Consider the following 17482-nt stretch of genomic DNA (forward strand, 5'->3'; position numbering starts at 1 on the left):
ACCCGCTTCGGCGGGTTTTTTTTCGCCTGTAGGAAAGTGCCGTCTCCAGCCGTGTTTGCAGATCGTCCCCCGCGCGGAGCGGGGGAACGATCAAAGCGGATCAAGAGGCAATCAACTGCCGCAACACGTAATGCAGGATTCCGCCCGACTTGAAGTATTCAACTTCGTTCAGGGTATCGATGCGGCACAGCACTTCGATTTTCTCCTGACGCCCGTCTTCGCGGGTGATCACCAGCGTCAGGTTCATGCGCGGTGTCAGCTCGACGCCGGTCAGGCCCTGGATGTCCAGGGTTTCCTTGCCGGTGAGGTTGAGAGTCTTGCGGTTCTGATCGAGCTTGAACTGCAAAGGCAACACGCCCATGCCGACCAGGTTGGAACGGTGAATCCGCTCGAAACTCTCGGCAATCACCGCTTTCACGCCCAGCAGATTGGTGCCCTTGGCCGCCCAGTCGCGGCTGGAACCGGTGCCGTATTCCTGCCCTGCGATCACCACCAGCGTGGTGCCCGAGGCCTGATAACGCATGGCCGCGTCGTAGATCGCCAGTTTCTCGCCGGTAGGGATATAGATCGTGTTGCCACCTTCTTCCCCGCCGAGCATTTCGTTGCGGATACGGATGTTGGCGAAGGTGCCGCGCATCATCACTTCATGGTTGCCCCGGCGTGAACCGTAGGAGTTGAAGTCCCGTGGCTCCACGCCTTGTTCGCGCAGATAACGCCCGGCGGGGCTGTCGGCCTTGATGTTGCCGGCCGGGGAGATGTGGTCGGTAGTCACCGAGTCGCCCAGCAAGGCCAGCACTCGCGCACTCTGGACATCCTTGATCTGCGGCAACGGGCCGGCGATGTCATCGAAGAACGGTGGATGCTGGATGTAGGTCGAATCGTCCTGCCAGACGTACGTCGCGGCCTGCGGCACCTTGATCGCTTGCCATTGTTCGTCGCCGGCGAAGACCTCGGCGTACTCCTTGTGGAACATCTCGGTATTGACCCGCTCCACCGCGTCGGCAATTTCCTTGCTGCTCGGCCAGATGTCGCGCAGGTACACCGGATTGCCCTGTTGATCGTTGCCCAGGGGCTCGTTGCTGATATCGGTGCGCACGCTGCCGGCCAGCGCGAACGCGACCACCAGCGGTGGCGAGGCCAGCCAGTTGGTTTTCACCAGTGGATGTACCCGGCCCTCGAAGTTGCGGTTGCCGGACAGCACCGAGGCCACCGTGAGGTCAGCTTTCTGGATGGCTTTTTCAATCGGTTCCGGCAACGGCCCGGAGTTGCCGATGCAGGTGGTGCAACCATAACCGACCAGGGAAAAGCCCAGTTGGTCCAGATACTGGGTCAGCCCGGCGGCCTTGTAATAGTCGGTGACCACTTTCGAGCCGGGGGCCAGGGAACTCTTGACCCATGGCTTGCGGGTCAGGCCTTTTTCCACGGCTTTTTTCGCCAGCAGCCCGGCGGCCATCATCACGCTCGGGTTCGAGGTGTTGGTGCAGGAGGTGATGGCGGCGATCACCACGGCACCGTTTTTCAGGCGATAGGTTTGGCCGTCGGATTCATAGTCGGTTTCGCCCACCAGATCGGCATTGCCCACGGCAACACCACCGCCGCCCTCGCTTTCCAGACGACCTTCTTCCTTGCTGGTCGGTTTGAATTGCAGGTCGAGAAAGTCACTGAACGCCTGGCCGACCTGCGGCAGCGAAACCCGGTCCTGCGGACGTTTCGGTCCGGCGAGACTGGCTTCGACGCTGCCCATGTCCAGCGCCAGGCTGTCGGTGAACACCGGTTCCTGGCCCGGCAGGCGCCACAGGCCCTGAGCCTTGGTGTAGGCCTCGACCAGTTTCACCACTTCGACGGGACGGCCGGACAGACGCAGGTATTCAAGGGTCACGTCATCGACCGGGAAGAAGCCGCAGGTCGCGCCATATTCCGGTGCCATGTTGGCGATGGTCGCACGGTCCGCCAGCGGCAGGTCGGCGAGGCCGTCGCCATAGAATTCGACGAATTTGCCGACCACGCCTTTCTTGCGCAGCATCTGGGTCACGGTCAGCACCAGATCGGTCGCGGTGATGCCTTCCTTGAGTTTGCCGGTGAGTTTGAAGCCGATCACTTCCGGAATCAGCATCGACACCGGTTGCCCGAGCATCGCCGCTTCTGCCTCGATCCCGCCGACGCCCCAGCCGAGCACGCCGAGACCGTTGATCATGGTGGTGTGGGAGTCGGTCCCGACCAGGGTGTCGGGGAAGGCGTAGGTGCGGCCGTCCTCGTCCTTGGTCCATACCGTGCGGCCGAGGTATTCGAGGTTGACCTGATGGCAGATCCCGGTGCCCGGCGGCACCACGCTGAAGTTGTCGAAGGCGCTCTGGCCCCAGCGCAAGAAGGCGTAGCGCTCGCCGTTACGCTGCATTTCGATGTCGACGTTCTGCTCGAAGGCGCTGGCGCTGGCGAACTTGTCGACCATCACCGAATGGTCGATCACCAGGTCCACCGGCGACAACGGATTGATCCGCTGCGGATCGCCGCCGGCCTTGGCCATGGCGGCGCGCATTGCGGCGAGGTCGACCACGGCCGGGACGCCGGTGAAGTCCTGCATCAGCACGCGGGCAGGGCGGTACTGGATTTCCCGGTCGGAGCGGCGCTCCTTGAGCCAGGCGGCAATGGCCTTGAGGTCGGCGCCGGTGACGGTTTTGTCGTCCTCCCAGCGCAGCAGGTTTTCCAGCAGGACTTTCAGCGACATCGGCAGTTTGTCGAGATCGCCCAAACTCCTGGCGGCATCCGGCAGGCTGAAATAGTGGTAGGTCTTGTCGCCAATCGGCAGGGTTTTGAGGGTTTTCAGGCTATCGAGGGACGGCATTACGATCACTCCTTTGAATCCGCACGGCTACGGACTGAGGGGATGAATAGAGCTTTAAACCTAGCCCCGTTTTAGGTAGCTGGCTAATAACTGGACTCTATGGACAGAACCAAGGTTCCGACATGGGCTATCATGCGCCGGTTTTCGTGACAGGCTTTGCGTCAGCGCAAGCCTGGACATCGCGCAGCGGCCGAATGATCGCCCGCTGCCCAGGAGTAAGAATGAACACCCTATTCATGCATTGCCGGCCAGGCTTCGAAGGCGAAGTCTGCTCGGAGATTTCCGACCTTGCCGCCCGGTTGAACGTCGCCGGCTACGCCAAAGCCAAGCCGGCCACCGCTTGCGCCGAATTCGTCTGCACCGAAGAAGATGGCGCCGAGCGTCTGATGCGCGGCCAGAATTTCGCCGAACTGATCTTCCCGCGCCAGTGGGCGCGGGGCTTGTTCATCGATCTGCCGGAAACCGACCGCATCAGCGTGATTCTCGCGCAGATGGCCGAATTCCCGGTGTGCGGCAGCCTGTGGCTGGAAGTCGTCGACACCAATGACGGCAAGGAACTGTCGAACTTCTGCAAGAAATTCGAAGGCCCGCTGCGCAAGGCCCTGACCGTTGCCGGCAAATTGGTGGACGACGTCAGCAAACCGCGCCTGCTGCTGACCTTCAAAAGTGGCCGGGAAGTGTTCCTCGGTCTGGCCGACGCCGGCAACTCGGCGATGTGGCCGATGGGCATTCCGCGTCTGAAGTTCCCTCGCGAAGCGCCGAGCCGTTCGACCTTGAAGCTGGAAGAGGCCTGGCACCACTTCATCCCACGGGAGCAGTGGGACGAGCGCCTGCACAGCGACATGACCGGGGTCGACCTCGGCGCAGCGCCGGGTGGCTGGACCTGGCAACTGGTCAATCGCGGCATGCTGGTGACCGCCATCGACAACGGCCCGATGGCCGAGAGCCTGATGGACACCGGCCTGGTGCAACACTTGATGGCGGACGGTTTTACCTTCAAGCCGAAACAACCGGTGGACTGGATGGTCTGCGACATCGTCGAGAAGCCCGCGCGCAACGCGGCGATGCTCGAAGAGTGGATCGGCGAGGGGCACTGCCGGGAAGCGGTGGTCAATCTCAAGTTGCCGATGAAACAGCGCTACGCCGAAGTGAAGCGTTTGCTGGAGCGCATCGCCGACGGCTTCAAGGCGCGGGGCATCAAGGTCGACATCGGCTGCAAACAGCTGTACCACGACCGCGAGGAAGTGACCTGCCATCTGCGCCGCCACGACGTGAAAAAGCCAAAGTCCCGCTGACACCGCCAATAAACCTGAGGGAGCGTGTTTGCTCCCGCAGGTGTGGCGCAACGCCACAGGTGACCCGGCACCCGCCAATGCGCGACAATGCCGGCCAGTTTCAGGAGTGAATCATGAGTGAAATGATCGATACGCCGGTCGACGGCACCCTCGACGCCACCGGCCTCAACTGCCCGGAGCCGGTGATGATGCTGCATCAGCACATCCGCGATCTGGCACCCGGCGGCCTGCTCAAGGTGATCGCCACCGATCCCTCGACCAAGCGCGATATCCCCAAGTTCTGCGTGTTCCTCGACCATGAACTGGTGGGACAGCACGAAGACGCCGGCACCTATCTGTACTGGATCCGCAAGAAGTCCGCTTGATCGGACACAAAAAAAGACCTGCTTATGCAGGTCTTTTTTTATCGGCGATCAGCCCGCCGAGCGACTGATACGAATGCGCTTGCGGGCGCTGCGGGTCAGGCGGACCGACAGCATCAGCGCCGCGCAACTGAGGCCGACGATCAGGCCTTGCCACAAGCCGCTCGGGCCGCGTGGCTCGCCGAGCCAGTCGGTCAGGCCGAGGGCGTAACCCACCGGCAGGCCGATGCCCCAGTAGGCGAACAGGGTCAGGATCATCGTCACCCGGGTGTCCTGGTAACCGCGCAGGGCGCCGGCGGCGGTGACCTGGATCGCGTCGGAAAACTGGAACAGCGCCGAGTACACAATCAGCATCGCCGCGATGTGAATCACCATCGGGTCAGCGGTGTAGATCGCCGCAATGTGCTCGCGCATCAGCAACATCATGCTCGCCGACAGGCAGGCATAGGCCAGCGCGGTGCCCATGCCGACGCCTGCGGCGAACCGCGCTTCACGGGGTTCTTCACGGCCCAATGCCTGGCCGACCCGCACCGTCACGGCCATGCCCAGCGAGTAGGGGATCATGAACACCAGGGAGCTGACGTTCAACGCAATCTGGTGCCCGGCCACCACGGTGGCGCCGAGGCTGCCGATCAGCAGCGCGATCACCGCAAAAATGCTCGATTCGGCGAACACCGCAATGCCGATCGGCAGGCCGATAGCCAGCAAACGCTTGATCACCGCCCATTGCGGCCAGTCGAAACGGCTGAACAGCTCGCTCGACTGATAGGCCGGCGCCCAGCGCTCGTAACCGGCCAGGCCCAGCGCCATTACCCACATCACGATCGCCGTGGCCCAGCCGCAGCCGACGCCGCCCATGGCCGGCACGCCGAAGTGGCCATAAATGAAGATGTAGTTCAGCGGAATGTTCAGTGCCAGGCCGCACAGGCCCAGCACCATCGCCGGCCGGGTACGGCCCAGGCCGTCACTGAAGCAGCGCAGCACATGGTAGAACGCCACTGCTGGCAAACCGCTGGCGATGCCGTGCAGGTATTGCATGCACGGGCCGATCAGTTCCGGATCGACTTTCATCAGGTGCAGGATCGGCTCGGCGGCGACCAGCATCGACGTCGCGATCAGGCCCACCACCAGCGCCAGCCACAACGCCTGACGCACCACCGGGCCGATCTCGCTGTGGGTGCCGGCGCCGAAACGCTGGGCGACTTTCGGCGTGGTGGCCAGCAGGGTGCCGGTCATCAGCAGAAACACCGGCACCCAGATCGAGTTGCCCAGCGCCACCGCCGCCAGATCTCGTGGCCCCACGCGGCCGGCCATCACCGCATCGACGAAGCCCATGGCCGTCGTCGCCAGTTGCGCGATGATGATCGGCAAGGCCAGGGCGAGCAGATTCCTCAGCTCCAGGCGAACCCGGGCGGGGCGGTTGAGGGAAACGGCGGCAGGGCGGGCGGTCACGGAATTCACAGGCAAAGCGTCCACGGAGGTTGATGCGCAAGGCGGCGCATTCTACGCCCCTGACGCCTTGGTCAGGAAAAATCCTCTGTTGCGGATTTGTAAGCGCAAACCTGCTGGCCCATCGCGGCATCTGCACCTAAACTGCCGATCCGCCCAAGGAGCCTTGCCATGCTGATTGTTGCCGACGAAAACATCCCGTTGCTCGATGCATTTTTTGCCGGTTTCGGCGAGATTCGCCGCGTGCCGGGCCGCTCCATTGACCGTGCCACGGTCGAACAGGCCGACGTGTTGCTGGTGCGCTCGGTGACCAACGTCAATCGTGCGCTGCTTGAGGGCAGCCAGGTGCGCTTCGTCGGCACCTGCACGATCGGCACCGATCATCTGGATCTCGAATACTTCGCCGAGGCCGGCATTCGCTGGTCCAGCGCGCCGGGCTGCAATGCGCGGGGGGTGGTCGACTACGTCCTCGGCAGTCTGTTGACCCTGGCCGAAATCGAGGGCGCGGACCTGACCCGACGCACCTACGGCGTGGTCGGTGCCGGCGAGGTCGGCGGGCGTTTGATCAAGGTCCTGCAAGGGCTGGGCTGGAACGTGAAAGTCTGCGACCCGCCGCGTCAGGCCGCCGAGGGGGGCGACTATGTGAGCCTGGAGCAGATCATCGAGCAGTGCGACGTTATCAGCCTGCACACACCGTTGACCCGTAACGGCGACGGCGCAACCTGGCACCTGTTCGACCAGCAGCGCTTGCAGCGACTCAAACCCGGCACCTGGCTGATCAACGCGGCTCGCGGCCCGGTGGTGGACAACGCCGCGCTGCGCAAAGTGTTGCTGGAACGTGAAGACCTGCAAGCGGTGCTCGACGTCTGGGAAGCGGAACCTGAAGTCGATGTGGCCCTGGCTGAGCTCTGCGTGCTGGCGACGCCGCACATTGCCGGTTACAGCCTCGACGGCAAGCAACGCGGTACGGCGCAGATCTATCAGGCGTACTGCGAGTTCATCGGCCAGCCCGCCAGCATCCAGCTCGCCGATCTGCTGCCGACGCCGTGGTTGTCGCAGGTTTCCCTGCATGCCGAGAGCGATCCGGCCTGGGCGCTGGCAATGCTGTGCCGTGGCGTGTACGACCCGCGCCGGGACGACGCGGACTTCCGTAACAGCCTGATCGGCAGCGTCGGCGAACAGCGCGCGGCGTTTGACGTGTTGCGCAAGCAGTATCCGGTTCGGCGTGAGATCGAAGGGCTGAAAGTGCGGATCGAAGGGGATTCGCCGGTATTGCGCAAGATCGTGACGGCACTGGGCGCGGTACTGGTCTGATCGACCGGGCAGAAAAAACCCGGCCCAAGGGGCCGGGTCAGGAAGACGGTGGCTATATCACTCTTGTTCGGCAGGCTGCTTGACCAATCGCTTGTCCAGTTCGCGGCAGGCGTCCTGGATCATGTCTTCAGTGATCGGTACTTCACGGCCATCCTTATCGATGATCGAGCAACCCAGGGGCTGGCCGGGTTTGGTGCGGATCACTTGAATCTTGTCATCGCTGCTGTTTTGCAAGGACATGGCCTGTCTCCTCATCAGGTTGTGTACCCAGAATAAAACCGCCAGGTGACCGGGCTGTGACAACTCCCTGCGGTCGCTCTGGAACGGCATCTCCACTCAAGCAGAAATGACCGCTCGTCTCAACCCGGACTTTAGACCGATAGCGTCTAGGGGCTAGTCTTGGCGGTCATAATTAACCTGACTCATTGTGATTTGCAGAGTTCCACCCCATTGAATGTCCAGGCTGGCCCCATCCATCTGCACGAAATGTGAACCTGAATGATCCCGATGCTTTCCTCGCGCCATCGCCGCGCCTTGCGCCTGACCAGTCATTTTCTTGCGCCTTACCGCTGGCAGGCGTTCGGTGCATTGCTGGCGCTGATCGTCACCGCCGGCATCACCTTGTCGATGGGACAGGGCATTCGTCTGCTGGTCGACCAGGGTTTCATGACCCAGTCGCCGCACTTGCTCAACCAGTCGATCGGCCTGTTCATGCTGCTGGTGCTCGGGCTGGCGCTCGGCACCTTCGCCCGGTTCTATCTGGTGTCGTGGATCGGTGAGCGCTGTGTGGCGGACATCCGGCGACAGGTGTTCAACCATCTGGTGTACCTGCATCCGGGGTTTTACGAGGACAACCGCAGCTCGGAAATCCAGTCGCGCCTGACCGCCGATACCACGTTGCTGCAATCGGTGATCGGCTCGTCGTTGTCGCTGTTTCTGCGTAATTTGCTGATGGTGATTGGCGGGGTTGTGCTGCTGTTCATCACTAACCCCAAGCTCACCAGCATTGTGGTGATCGCCTTGCCGCTGGTCATCGCGCCGATCCTGATCTTCGGTCGGCGGGTGCGCAATCTGTCACGGCTGAGTCAGGACCGGATCGCCGATATCGGCAGTTACGTTTCCGAAACCCTCGGCCAGATCAAGACCGTGCAGGCTTACAACCATCAAGTGCAGGATGAGCAGCGCTTCGCCACGACCGTCGAGCAGGCGTTCGAAACGGCGCGCAAACGGATCTTCCAGCGCGCGTGGCTGATCACGCTGGTCATCGTCCTGGTGTTGGGCGCGGTGGCGGTGATGTTGTGGGTCGGCGGCATGGACGTGATGGCCGGGCGCATATCCGCCGGTGAGCTGGCGGCCTTCGTGTTCTACAGCCTGATCGTCGGCAGCGCCTTCGGCACCTTGAGCGAAGTCATCGGTGAGTTGCAGCGAGCGGCCGGCGCCGCCGAGCGCATCGCCGAGCTGCTGCGTTCGGAAAACATCATTCAGCCGCCCACCAGCGGGCTGGTGACGTTGCCGGAGCGGGTCAAGGGCGAACTGGAACTGCAAGACGTGCGTTTTTCCTACCCGTCGCGTCCGCAAAGCTACGCGGTCGATGGCTTGAGTCTGACGGTCAGGGCGGGCGAAACCCTGGCGCTGGTCGGACCGTCCGGCGCGGGCAAGTCCACGGTGTATGACTTGCTGCTGCGTTTTTACGATCCCGGCGAAGGGCAAGTGCTGCTCGATGGCGTGCCGCTGACCAGCCTTGATCCGCTGGATCTGCGTCGCTGCTTCGCGCTGGTTTCACAAACGCCGGCGCTGTTCTTCGGCAGCGTGGAAGAAAACATCCGCTACGGCTGCCCGACAGCCAAGTCGGAGCAAGTCCGCGAGGCGGCGAAAATCGCCCACGCCCACGACTTCATCGAACAAATGCCCGACGGCTATCAGACGCACCTGGGCGACGGCGGCCTCGGCCTCTCCGGCGGTCAGCGTCAGCGTCTGGCCATCGCCCGCGCGCTGCTGGTGGACGCGCCGATCCTGCTGCTCGACGAAGCCACCAGCGCCCTCGACGCGCAGAGCGAACACCTGATCCAGCAAGCCTTGCCCAGGCTGATGCATAACCGCACCACCCTGGTCATCGCCCACCGCCTGGCGACAGTGAAAAACGCCGACCGGATCGCGGTGATGGATCAGGGCAGACTGGTCGCCGTGGGGACGCATCAGGCGTTGATCGCGAGCAATTCGCTGTATGCGCGGCTGGCGGCGTTGCAGTTCAATGATGGTCATGGCGCCTAGACCGACCAAGTAACCGACCAAGTAATCGACCAAGTAATCGACCAAGTAATCGACCCGGAGGGGCGCCATGAAAAACGCCCGCATCTCTCGATGCGGGCGTTTTGTTTGTACGAAATTATCGGTAGTGCGGGTATCCATCACTGATCGTCAAAATACCGCTCATGCCAATCCACCAGCGGTTGTGGCGAGTTGAGTTTCTGGCCGTAGATCACCGAATAGGACAGCACGTTCTGCACGTACTGGCGGGTTTCGTCGAACGGGATGCTTTCCACCCACACGTCGAAACTCAAGTGGTCGGCGCCGCGCAGCCATTGGCGCACGCGGCCGGGGCCGGCATTGTAGGCGGCGGAGGCGAGGACGCGGTTGCCGTTGAACTGGCTGTGTACCTGGCTCAGGTAGGCAGCGCCGAGCTGAATGTTCTTGTCCGGGTCCAGCACCTGCTGAGGCGAGGCCAGTGGAATGCTGAAATTGCGGGCGGTCTCCTTGGCGGTGCCGGGCATCAGTTGCATCAGGCCGCTGGCGCCGACACTGGAGCGGGCGTCGTCCATGAAGGCGCTTTCCTGACGGGTGATGGCGAATACCCAGCTCGAATGCAGGCCACGCACCTTGGCTTCGCGCACGAGGGTGTCGCGGTGAGCCATCGGGAAGCGAATGTCCAGGTCATCCCAGTATTGCGCCTGGCTGATGGTGCGGATCGCCGGGAAATACCATTTCAGGTCATAGGCCAGTTTGGCCTGGGCCACCATTTCATCGCGGTTGAAGTGACGGCTGACGTGATACCACTCGCGGCGACCGTCGACGATCTGCCCACGGGCGTGGAACTCCAGCGCGCGGCGTACACCGGGAGTGTTGCGCACCTTGTTGATGGTGGCCTGGCTGAGCACCAGCGGTTTGTTCACCAGCGAGTAAGGCGACTGCGAGCGGTCGGCCGCGAGGAAACCGTAGAAATCACGTTCCCGCGCGAGGTTCTTGTACAGCGTCTGCGCTTCCGGGTTCTGCGGCTGGGCCAGTTCCAGGCTGCGCGCCTGCCAGTAGCGCCAGCGGTTGGTGGTGGCCAGGTCTTGCGGCAGGCGTCGGGTCAGTTGATAGGCATCGTCCCAGCGTGCCAGTCGCAGCAACAGGCGCAGACGCCATTCGGAGACGGTGTTGTCGCGCAGTTCCGGATCGTATTTGGTCATCACGTCCAGTGCGCGGCTGTCGAAACGCCGGGCCAGGGTCAGGCCGATTTCCCGGGCGATCGCAACTTTTTCATCGCGGGAAAAACGCATGCTGCTGGCATAGCCGTCGAGCAGGTCCATGGCCTTGTCCGGGTCCTGGCGGGCAAGACGGCGCAGGCCGAGGCTGACCACATCGGACATCGGCTCGTCGGCCGGGGTAAAGCGTGACGGCTGATTGAGCAGTTCGGGTTTCTGCGCCACGTCCACCAGCAGGCGACCGCGCGGGCCGAGGGTGGTCAGGCCGCTGACGAGGCTGTTGGCCAGGGGATAATTGCGATGCTGTGCGGCGAGCTTGGCCCGCTCCCAGCGCTTCTGCTCGGTCAACTGGCCTTCGGCAGCCCACATGCCGAACAACGCATCGCAAGCGGCGGGTTGCGACTTGCCGGTGAGCCAGAGTTTTTCGGCGTTGGCGAAGCCTTCGGCCTTTTTGTTGTGGCTGATCTGGTACTGCGCATTCAGGCAGTCCAGTTCGGTGAAGTTGAGTTTCGGATCGTAATACTTGACGAAGGTGGCCCAATCGCCGCGATCGGCCAGCCAGCGCAGCCAGCGCAACTTCATCCAGTTGGCCTGGGGCAGGTCACCGTGTTCGGCGAGGAATTTTTCGATTTCGGCATTGCTGGCGGTTTTCAGGCGAGCGGTCAGCTCGTCATAGGCCAGGTACGGCTCCAGCGGATAATCGGCCAGGGCCTGGCTGTAGCGGAAATAAGGGCCGGTATCGCCCTTGGCCAGGGCGCGTTTGGCTTCATCGTAATATTGACGTTGGGTGGACAGGTCCACCGCCTGAGCGGATTGAACGGCAGCGGCGGAAAGTAGCAAACAGGACAAGACACTGAGAAGGCGACTGCGCATGAGACATCCGGGCAGAGAAATCATGAATAAGCGCCGACCATTGCCGACACTGAATTATCCGTAGCTTAGCCTTTTGCCAGCAGGCGGTGAAAGCTTTGCGGGCCTTGTCGCACAAGTTCGCAACAAATGTTGTGCAGAGTGCGTCGACAGACAAATTGCCGGCCTGCTGAAGTCTCAAGTCAGGTAGAATGCGCGCCCGGTTTTTGGAGAAGCTCATGACCCTGCTCAAATTCAGCGATGTGTCCCTTGCATTCGGCGCGATGCCGTTGTTGGACAAGGTGTCCTGGCAGATCGCCCGTGGTGAGCGGGTGTGCATCATCGGTCGCAACGGCACTGGCAAGTCCAGCATGATGAAACTGGTCAAGGGCGACCAGAAGCCTGACGACGGCGCGGTGTGGCGTGCCCCCGGTCTGAAAATCGGCGAATTGCCCCAGGAGTTGCCGGTGGCCGACGAACGGACCGTGTTCGACGTGGTCGCTGAAGGCCTGGACGGCGTGGGCGCATTGCTCGCCGAATACCATCACTTGAGCCAGAACATCGTCACCGACGCCGATCTGGAAAAACTGATGCACGTTCAGCACGACCTTGAAGCCCGTGACGGCTGGCGTCTGCAAACCCTCGTCGACAGCACCCTGAGCCGCCTGCAACTGCCGGCCGACAAGACCCTCGCCGAGTTGTCCGGCGGCTGGCGTCGTCGCGTGCTGCTGGCACAGGCGTTGGTGTCCGAACCTGATCTGCTGCTGCTCGACGAGCCAACCAACCACCTGGACATCGGTGCGATCGCCTGGCTCGAAGAAGCGCTGAAGGATTTCCAGGGTGCCGTGCTGTTCATCACGCACGACCGTTCTTTCCTGCAAAACCTCGCCACCCGCATTCTTGAACTGGATCGCGGCGGCCTGATCGACTGGAACGGCGACTACGCCAGCTTCCTGGTGCATAAAGAAGCCGCGCTGGCCGCTGAGGAAACCGCCAACGCGCTGTTCGACAAGCGTCTGGCCCAGGAAGAAGTGTGGATCCGCCAGGGCATCAAGGCCCGTCGCACCCGTAACGAAGGCCGCGTGCGCGCCCTGAAAGCCTTGCGCGTCGAACGCAGCGAGCGCCGTGAACGCACCGGCAAGGCCAACATTCAGCTGGAAACCGCCGAGAAGTCCGGCAAACAGGTGATGGTGCTGGAAAACGTCAGCTTCGCTCACCCGGGCGGCCCGTTCCTGATCCGCGATTTCTCCATGGTGCTGCAACGCGGCGACCGCATCGGTCTGCTCGGCGCCAACGGTACTGGCAAGACCACCCTGCTGAAACTGATGCTCAGCGGTCTGCAGCCGACCAGCGGCACGGTGGAAGAGGGCACCAAGATCGACGTGGCCTATTTCGACCAGTTGCGCCATCAACTGGAACTGGAAAAAACCGTGATCGACAACGTGGCCGAAGGTCGCGACTTCATCGAAATCGACGGCCAGAACCGCCATGTCCTGAGCTACCTCGGCGACTTCCTGTTCAGCCCGCAGCGCGCCCGCACGCCGGTCAAGGCGTTGTCCGGTGGCGAGCGTGCGCGTCTGTTGCTGGCCAAACTGTTCAGCAAGCCGGCAAACCTGCTGGTGCTCGACGAACCGACCAACGACCTCGATGTGGAAACCCTCGAACTGCTCGAAGAAGTGCTGCTGACCTTCAGCGGCACCGTGCTGATGGTCAGCCACGACCGGGCATTCCTCGACAACGTGGTCACCAGCACCCTGGTTTTCGAAGGCGAAGGCAAGGTGCGCGAGTACGTTGGCGGTTATCAGGACTGGATCCGTCAGGGCGGTTCGCCGCGCCTGCTGGGCGTGACCGAAAGCAAGTCTGGCAAGGCCGACCTGAACTCGGCAGTGGTGACGGCCGAGCCCGCTCCGGTGGCGGCGCCTGCTGCGGCGGCGCCGGCGGCCAAGAAGAAGCTGAGCTACAAGCTGCAGCGCGAACTGGAAGCCCTGCCGGGTGACATCGACGCCAAGGAGCAGCAGATCGCCGCTGTCGAAGCTGAAATGGCCGAAGCCGGTTTCTATCAGCGTCCGCCGGCCGAAACCGCCAAGGTCATTGCCGCGCTCGAGCAATTGCAGGCCGAACTGGACGCCATGGTGGAGCGTTGGGCCGAGCTGGATGCCTGATCGGTTCCCGTTGTGAAAAAGCCCGGCCTCATTTGCGTGAGGCCGGGCTTTTTGTAGGTGCCTGAGGGGCTAGCGTTTTACCAGATGCACCGCCAGCACATCACAAGGCGCGCCGTGCAGCACATCGTTGGCGGTCGAGCCCAGCAGTAGCGCCAGGCCATGCCGGCCATGGCTGCCGACCACGATCAGGTCGCATTGCTGCTCCTTGGCGAAGTGGTGGATTTCCTGGCGCGGCTGGCCGTAGGTCAGGTGGCAATTGGCGCCTTCGAGTTCGTTGTACTTGTGCTTCAGGCGCTCGAGACGCTCCTTGGCCTGATCGAACTGCTGCTGTTGCAGTTGTGACAGATCCATTGGTACGTCACCCCCGAAGGCCATGGCCATCGGTTCGACAATATGCACCAGCGACAGCTTGGCGCCATTGCTCACCGACAGCTCTCGGGCGCGGTGAATCACAGGGTCGCACTCTTCGGTCAGATCTACGGCGACCAGGATATGGTGGTAGGGCATGAGGTGCTCCTCCTGAGGTTTCAATATTGTTAAGTATGGCTGGTTTCAAGCGCATTGGTTCCAAAGTGACACAATGGGCTCATCTAAAATCGGGAGTAGAGATATGACGGTCTGGTTGGTGGTGTCAATCCTGCTGGTGGTCTTGAGTCCGCTGGCGTGGTTGCGACCGTCGCGTGTGCAGAGTGGGCGAATGGCCCTGCGCATGGAGGCCAGGCGCCTTGGCCTGGCCATGCAACTGGCCCCCCAGGAGTGGCCGCACTGGCTGGCGCCAGAGCCGCCGAACCCGTGCGCGCAATACCATCGTCCACGACGCGGCAAGCAGCCGGCATGCTGGACGTACTGGCAGAAGTCGCCGGGTGTGTGGGTCAATCAGTGGCAGGAAGTGTGTGAGGATCCGCTGCTGGTCAATCATTTCGAAAAATTGCCGGGCAACGTTTTCAAGATCGAAGCGGACAAACAGATGATTGCCCTTTACTGGGGCGAGAAGGGCGAAGCGACAGTTTTGCACGACATAGACGCCACGCTGAAAGCGCTGGCATGACTCGCGGACTTTTCGCGCTGCAACGGTGCGAAACGTCCGGCAGACGAGCAATAAAAAGCCCGACATGCTTCATCGGGCGGGATTGGCCAGGCAGGCCGGTAAATTTTTGCGCAGTGATCGGTTTCGGTCGGGCAGCAAAAGCGCGCCTGTTTTGCCCCGTAGTCCAGCCAGCGTAGCCTTTTAAACAGGGCGCGCCGTGAATTAGGGCGAATTTTCTAACAATTGATTCTATGAATGGCTTTCCATGCAACGGCGGGTTGCTGGCCTTTGTCTTACGGAAATGACTGCAAGGTCGCATTTCAACCCCTATTTCGGGCGATTGACAATTGTCGGAAATTCCGTGAAGGTGACATACCCAAATCAAACGGGCGTATGAATTGAGCGTTTGTATTGCAGAACGCTCCTACAGAATCCCGACTATCGCGTTGGCGGGTGTGCCGGGTGGATTGGCGTCAGCATCGACGAAAAAGCGTCCTGCCGAGTCATTCGCCTGCGTCCGACGTGTACTGTTCAGCTTCCATATCGTGGAGATCAGTTGATGATTTACGAAGGTAAAGCCATCACGGTTAAAGCTCTTGAAAGTGGCATCGTCGAACTGAAGTTCGACCTCAAGGGTGAGTCCGTCAACAAGTTCAACCGTCTTACCCTGAACGAACTGCGTCAGGCCGTAGACACCATCAAGGCAGATGCTTCGATCAAGGGCGTGATCGTCAGCAGTGGCAAGGACGTATTCATCGTCGGCGCCGACATCACCGAATTTGTCGACAACTTCAAGCTGCCGGATGCCGAGCTGGTTGCTGGCAATCTCGAAGCCAACAAGATCTTCAGCGATTTCGAAGACCTCAACGTTCCGACCGTAGCCGCGATCAACGGTATCGCTCTGGGTGGCGGTCTGGAAATGTGCCTGGCGGCGGACTACCGCGTCATGTCCACCAAGGCCAAGATCGGTCTGCCGGAAGTCAAGCTGGGTATCTACCCGGGCTTCGGCGGAACCGTGCGTCTGCCGCGTCTGATCGGTGCCGATAACGCCATCGAGTGGATTGCCGCCGGCAAGGAAAACCGCCCTGAAGACGCGCTGAAAGTCGGCGCAGTCGACGCTGTGGTTGCTCCAGAGAAGCTGCAGGACGCTGCCCTTGAACTGATCAAGCGCGCCATTTCCGGCGAGTTCGACTACAAGGCCAAGCGCCAGCCGAAACTGGAAAAACTCAAGCTCAACGCCATCGAGCAGATGATGGCTTTCGAAACCGCCAAAGGTTTCGTGGCTGGCCAGGCGGGTCCGAACTACCCGGCACCGGTCGAAGCGATCAAGACCATCCAGAAAGCCGCGAACTTCGGTCGTGACAAGGCTCTGGAAGTCGAAGCCGCCGGTTTTGTGAAACTGGCCAAGACGTCGGCCGCACAGAGCCTGATCGGCCTGTTCCTGAACGATCAGGAACTGAAGAAAAAGGCCAAGGCCTACGACGAAATCGCCCAAGACGTGAAGCAGGCCGCCGTTCTGGGCGCCGGTATCATGGGTGGCGGTATCGCCTATCAGTCGGCGTCCAAAGGCACGCCGATCCTGATGAAGGACATCAACGAACACGGTATCGAGCAGGGCCTGGCCGAAGCCGCCAAGCTGCTGGTTGGCCGCGTCGACAAAGGCCGCATGACCGCCGCGAAGATGGCTGAAGTGCTCAACGGCATTCGTCCTACGCTGTCCTACGGCGATTTCGGTCATGTTGACCTGGTCGTGGAAGCGGTCGTCGAGAACCCGAAGGTCAAGCAAGCCGTTCTGGCCGAAGTCGAAGACAAGGTCAAAGAGGACACCATCCTCGCGTCCAACACCTCGACCATTTCCATCAGCCTGCTGGCCAAGGCCCTCAAGCGTCCGGAAAACTTCGTCGGCATGCACTTCTTCAACCCGGTACACATGATGCCGCTGGTGGAAGTGATCCGTGGCGAGAAGTCCAGTGAACTGGCCATCGCCACCACCGTTGCCTACGCCAAGAAAATGGGCAAGAACCCGATCGTCGTCAACGACTGCCCGGGCTTCCTGGTCAACCGCGTGCTGTTCCCGTACTTCGGCGGTTTCGCCAAACTGGTCAGCGCCGGTGTGGACTTCGTCCGTATCGACAAGGTCATGGAAAAGTTCGGCTGGCCGATGGGGCCTGCGTACCTGATGGACGTGGTCGGTATCGACACCGGCCACCACGGTCGTGACGTCATGGCCGAAGGTTTCCCTGATCGCATGAAAGACGATCGTCGTTCGGCTGTGGACGTGCTTTACGAAGCCAAGCGTCTGGGTCAGAAAAACGGCAAGGGTTTCTACGCCTACGAGGCGGACAAGAAGGGCAAGCAGAAGAAAGTCGCCGATCCGTCGGTGCTGGAAGTGCTCAAGCCGATTGTCTACGAGCAGCGCGAAGTCACTGACGAAGACATCATCAACTGGCTGATGATCCCGCTGTGCCTGGAAACCGTGCGTTGCCTGGAAGACGGCATCGTCGAAACCGCCGCCGAAGCCGACATGGGTCTGGTCTACGGTATTGGTTTCCCTCCATTCCGTGGCGGTGCGCTGCGCTACATCGACTCGATCGGTGTTGCCGAGTTCGTTGCCCTGGCCGACCAGTACGCTGATTTGGGCGCGCTGTACCACCCGACCGCGAAGCTGCGCGAAATGGCCAAGAACGGCCAGAGCTTCTTCGGTTAAGCGCCCCCAAC

Annotated in this window: 12 protein-coding genes; 7 read left to right on the forward strand and 5 right to left on the reverse strand. The window is 61.6% G+C overall.

The window, feature by feature from the left end; all coding sequences use genetic code 11:
• Nucleotides 1–100: 100 nt before the first annotated feature.
• Nucleotides 101–2842, reverse strand: a complete 2742-nt coding sequence (acnA, locus tag N8H74_RS23390) for an aconitate hydratase AcnA (RefSeq protein ID WP_262150638.1) — start codon at nt 2840–2842, stop codon at nt 101–103.
• Between the two features lie 221 nt (nt 2843–3063).
• Here acnA and rlmM point away from each other — a divergent pair, with 221 nt between their 5' ends.
• Nucleotides 3064–4137, forward strand: coding sequence for a 23S rRNA (cytidine(2498)-2'-O)-methyltransferase RlmM (rlmM, locus tag N8H74_RS23395; protein ID WP_262150640.1), 1074 nt, complete (start codon nt 3064–3066; stop codon nt 4135–4137).
• Between the two features lie 113 nt (nt 4138–4250).
• Complete coding sequence (gene tusA / locus N8H74_RS23400; RefSeq protein ID WP_217831533.1) at nt 4251–4502, forward strand: sulfurtransferase TusA; 252 nt, start codon at nt 4251–4253, stop codon at nt 4500–4502.
• Between the two features lie 48 nt (nt 4503–4550).
• Here the strand turns inward: tusA and N8H74_RS23405 are convergent, their stop codons facing one another.
• Complete coding sequence (locus N8H74_RS23405; RefSeq protein ID WP_262150642.1) at nt 4551–5960, reverse strand: MATE family efflux transporter; 1410 nt, start codon at nt 5958–5960, stop codon at nt 4551–4553.
• 159 nt (nt 5961–6119) lie between these two features.
• Between N8H74_RS23405 and pdxB the strand changes: the two genes are divergently transcribed.
• Nucleotides 6120–7262 (forward strand): 4-phosphoerythronate dehydrogenase PdxB, encoded by a 1143-nt coding sequence (gene pdxB / locus N8H74_RS23410; RefSeq protein WP_262150644.1) that lies wholly within the window; start codon nt 6120–6122, stop codon nt 7260–7262.
• Between the two features lie 57 nt (nt 7263–7319).
• Here pdxB and N8H74_RS23415 read toward each other — a convergent pair whose 3' ends face one another.
• Nucleotides 7320–7502 (reverse strand): PA1571 family protein, encoded by a 183-nt coding sequence (locus N8H74_RS23415; protein WP_217831536.1) that lies wholly within the window; start codon nt 7500–7502, stop codon nt 7320–7322.
• 258 nt (nt 7503–7760) lie between these two features.
• On the opposite strand from N8H74_RS23415, the gene N8H74_RS23420 reads away from it, so the two are divergent.
• Nucleotides 7761–9533, forward strand: a complete 1773-nt coding sequence (locus tag N8H74_RS23420) for an ABC transporter transmembrane domain-containing protein (RefSeq protein ID WP_262150646.1) — start codon at nt 7761–7763, stop codon at nt 9531–9533.
• Between the two features lie 137 nt (nt 9534–9670).
• On the opposite strand, the gene N8H74_RS23425 is transcribed toward N8H74_RS23420, so the two are convergent.
• On the reverse strand, nt 9671–11599 hold the full coding sequence (locus tag N8H74_RS23425; protein ID WP_262150648.1) for a transglycosylase SLT domain-containing protein: 1929 nt from the start codon (nt 11597–11599) through the stop codon (nt 9671–9673).
• Between the two features lie 215 nt (nt 11600–11814).
• Here N8H74_RS23425 and N8H74_RS23430 point away from each other — a divergent pair, with 215 nt between their 5' ends.
• Nucleotides 11815–13737, forward strand: a complete 1923-nt coding sequence (locus N8H74_RS23430; protein WP_262150650.1) for an ATP-binding cassette domain-containing protein — start codon at nt 11815–11817, stop codon at nt 13735–13737.
• A 69-nt stretch (nt 13738–13806) separates the two neighbouring features.
• Here the strand turns inward: N8H74_RS23430 and N8H74_RS23435 are convergent, their stop codons facing one another.
• Nucleotides 13807–14244 (reverse strand): universal stress protein, encoded by a 438-nt coding sequence (locus tag N8H74_RS23435; protein ID WP_217831540.1) that lies wholly within the window; start codon nt 14242–14244, stop codon nt 13807–13809.
• 103 nt (nt 14245–14347) lie between these two features.
• Here N8H74_RS23435 and N8H74_RS23440 point away from each other — a divergent pair, with 103 nt between their 5' ends.
• On the forward strand, nt 14348–14785 hold the full coding sequence (locus N8H74_RS23440) for a hypothetical protein (protein ID WP_217831541.1): 438 nt from the start codon (nt 14348–14350) through the stop codon (nt 14783–14785).
• A 538-nt stretch (nt 14786–15323) separates the two neighbouring features.
• The gene (fadB, locus tag N8H74_RS23445; protein WP_262150653.1) at nt 15324–17471 is read left to right on the forward strand and encodes a fatty acid oxidation complex subunit alpha FadB; all 2148 of its coding nucleotides are present in this window, start codon (nt 15324–15326) and stop codon (nt 17469–17471) included.
• Nucleotides 17472–17482 lie beyond the last annotated feature (11 nt).

The sequence above is a fragment of the Pseudomonas sp. B2M1-30 genome, from assembly GCF_025447575.1.
Classification (GTDB): domain Bacteria; phylum Pseudomonadota; class Gammaproteobacteria; order Pseudomonadales; family Pseudomonadaceae; genus Aquipseudomonas; species Aquipseudomonas botevensis.

Excerpts from the sequence above, each read along its gene's own strand:
- acnA (WP_262150638.1), bottom strand. The coding sequence starts at position 2,842 with ATGCCGTCCCTCGATAGCCTGAAAACCCTCAAAACCCTGCCGATTGGC.
- rlmM (WP_262150640.1), top strand. The coding sequence starts at position 3,064 with ATGAACACCCTATTCATGCATTGCCGGCCAGGCTTCGAAGGCGAAGTC.
- tusA (WP_217831533.1), top strand. The coding sequence starts at position 4,251 with ATGAGTGAAATGATCGATACGCCGGTCGACGGCACCCTCGACGCCACC.
- pdxB (WP_262150644.1), top strand. The coding sequence starts at position 6,120 with ATGCTGATTGTTGCCGACGAAAACATCCCGTTGCTCGATGCATTTTTT.
- N8H74_RS23415 (WP_217831536.1), bottom strand. The coding sequence starts at position 7,502 with ATGTCCTTGCAAAACAGCAGCGATGACAAGATTCAAGTGATCCGCACC.
- N8H74_RS23420 (WP_262150646.1), top strand. The coding sequence starts at position 7,761 with ATGATCCCGATGCTTTCCTCGCGCCATCGCCGCGCCTTGCGCCTGACC.
- N8H74_RS23425 (WP_262150648.1), bottom strand. The coding sequence starts at position 11,599 with ATGCGCAGTCGCCTTCTCAGTGTCTTGTCCTGTTTGCTACTTTCCGCC.
- N8H74_RS23430 (WP_262150650.1), top strand. The coding sequence starts at position 11,815 with ATGACCCTGCTCAAATTCAGCGATGTGTCCCTTGCATTCGGCGCGATG.
- N8H74_RS23435 (WP_217831540.1), bottom strand. The coding sequence starts at position 14,244 with ATGCCCTACCACCATATCCTGGTCGCCGTAGATCTGACCGAAGAGTGC.
- N8H74_RS23440 (WP_217831541.1), top strand. The coding sequence starts at position 14,348 with ATGACGGTCTGGTTGGTGGTGTCAATCCTGCTGGTGGTCTTGAGTCCG.
- fadB (WP_262150653.1), top strand. The coding sequence starts at position 15,324 with ATGATTTACGAAGGTAAAGCCATCACGGTTAAAGCTCTTGAAAGTGGC.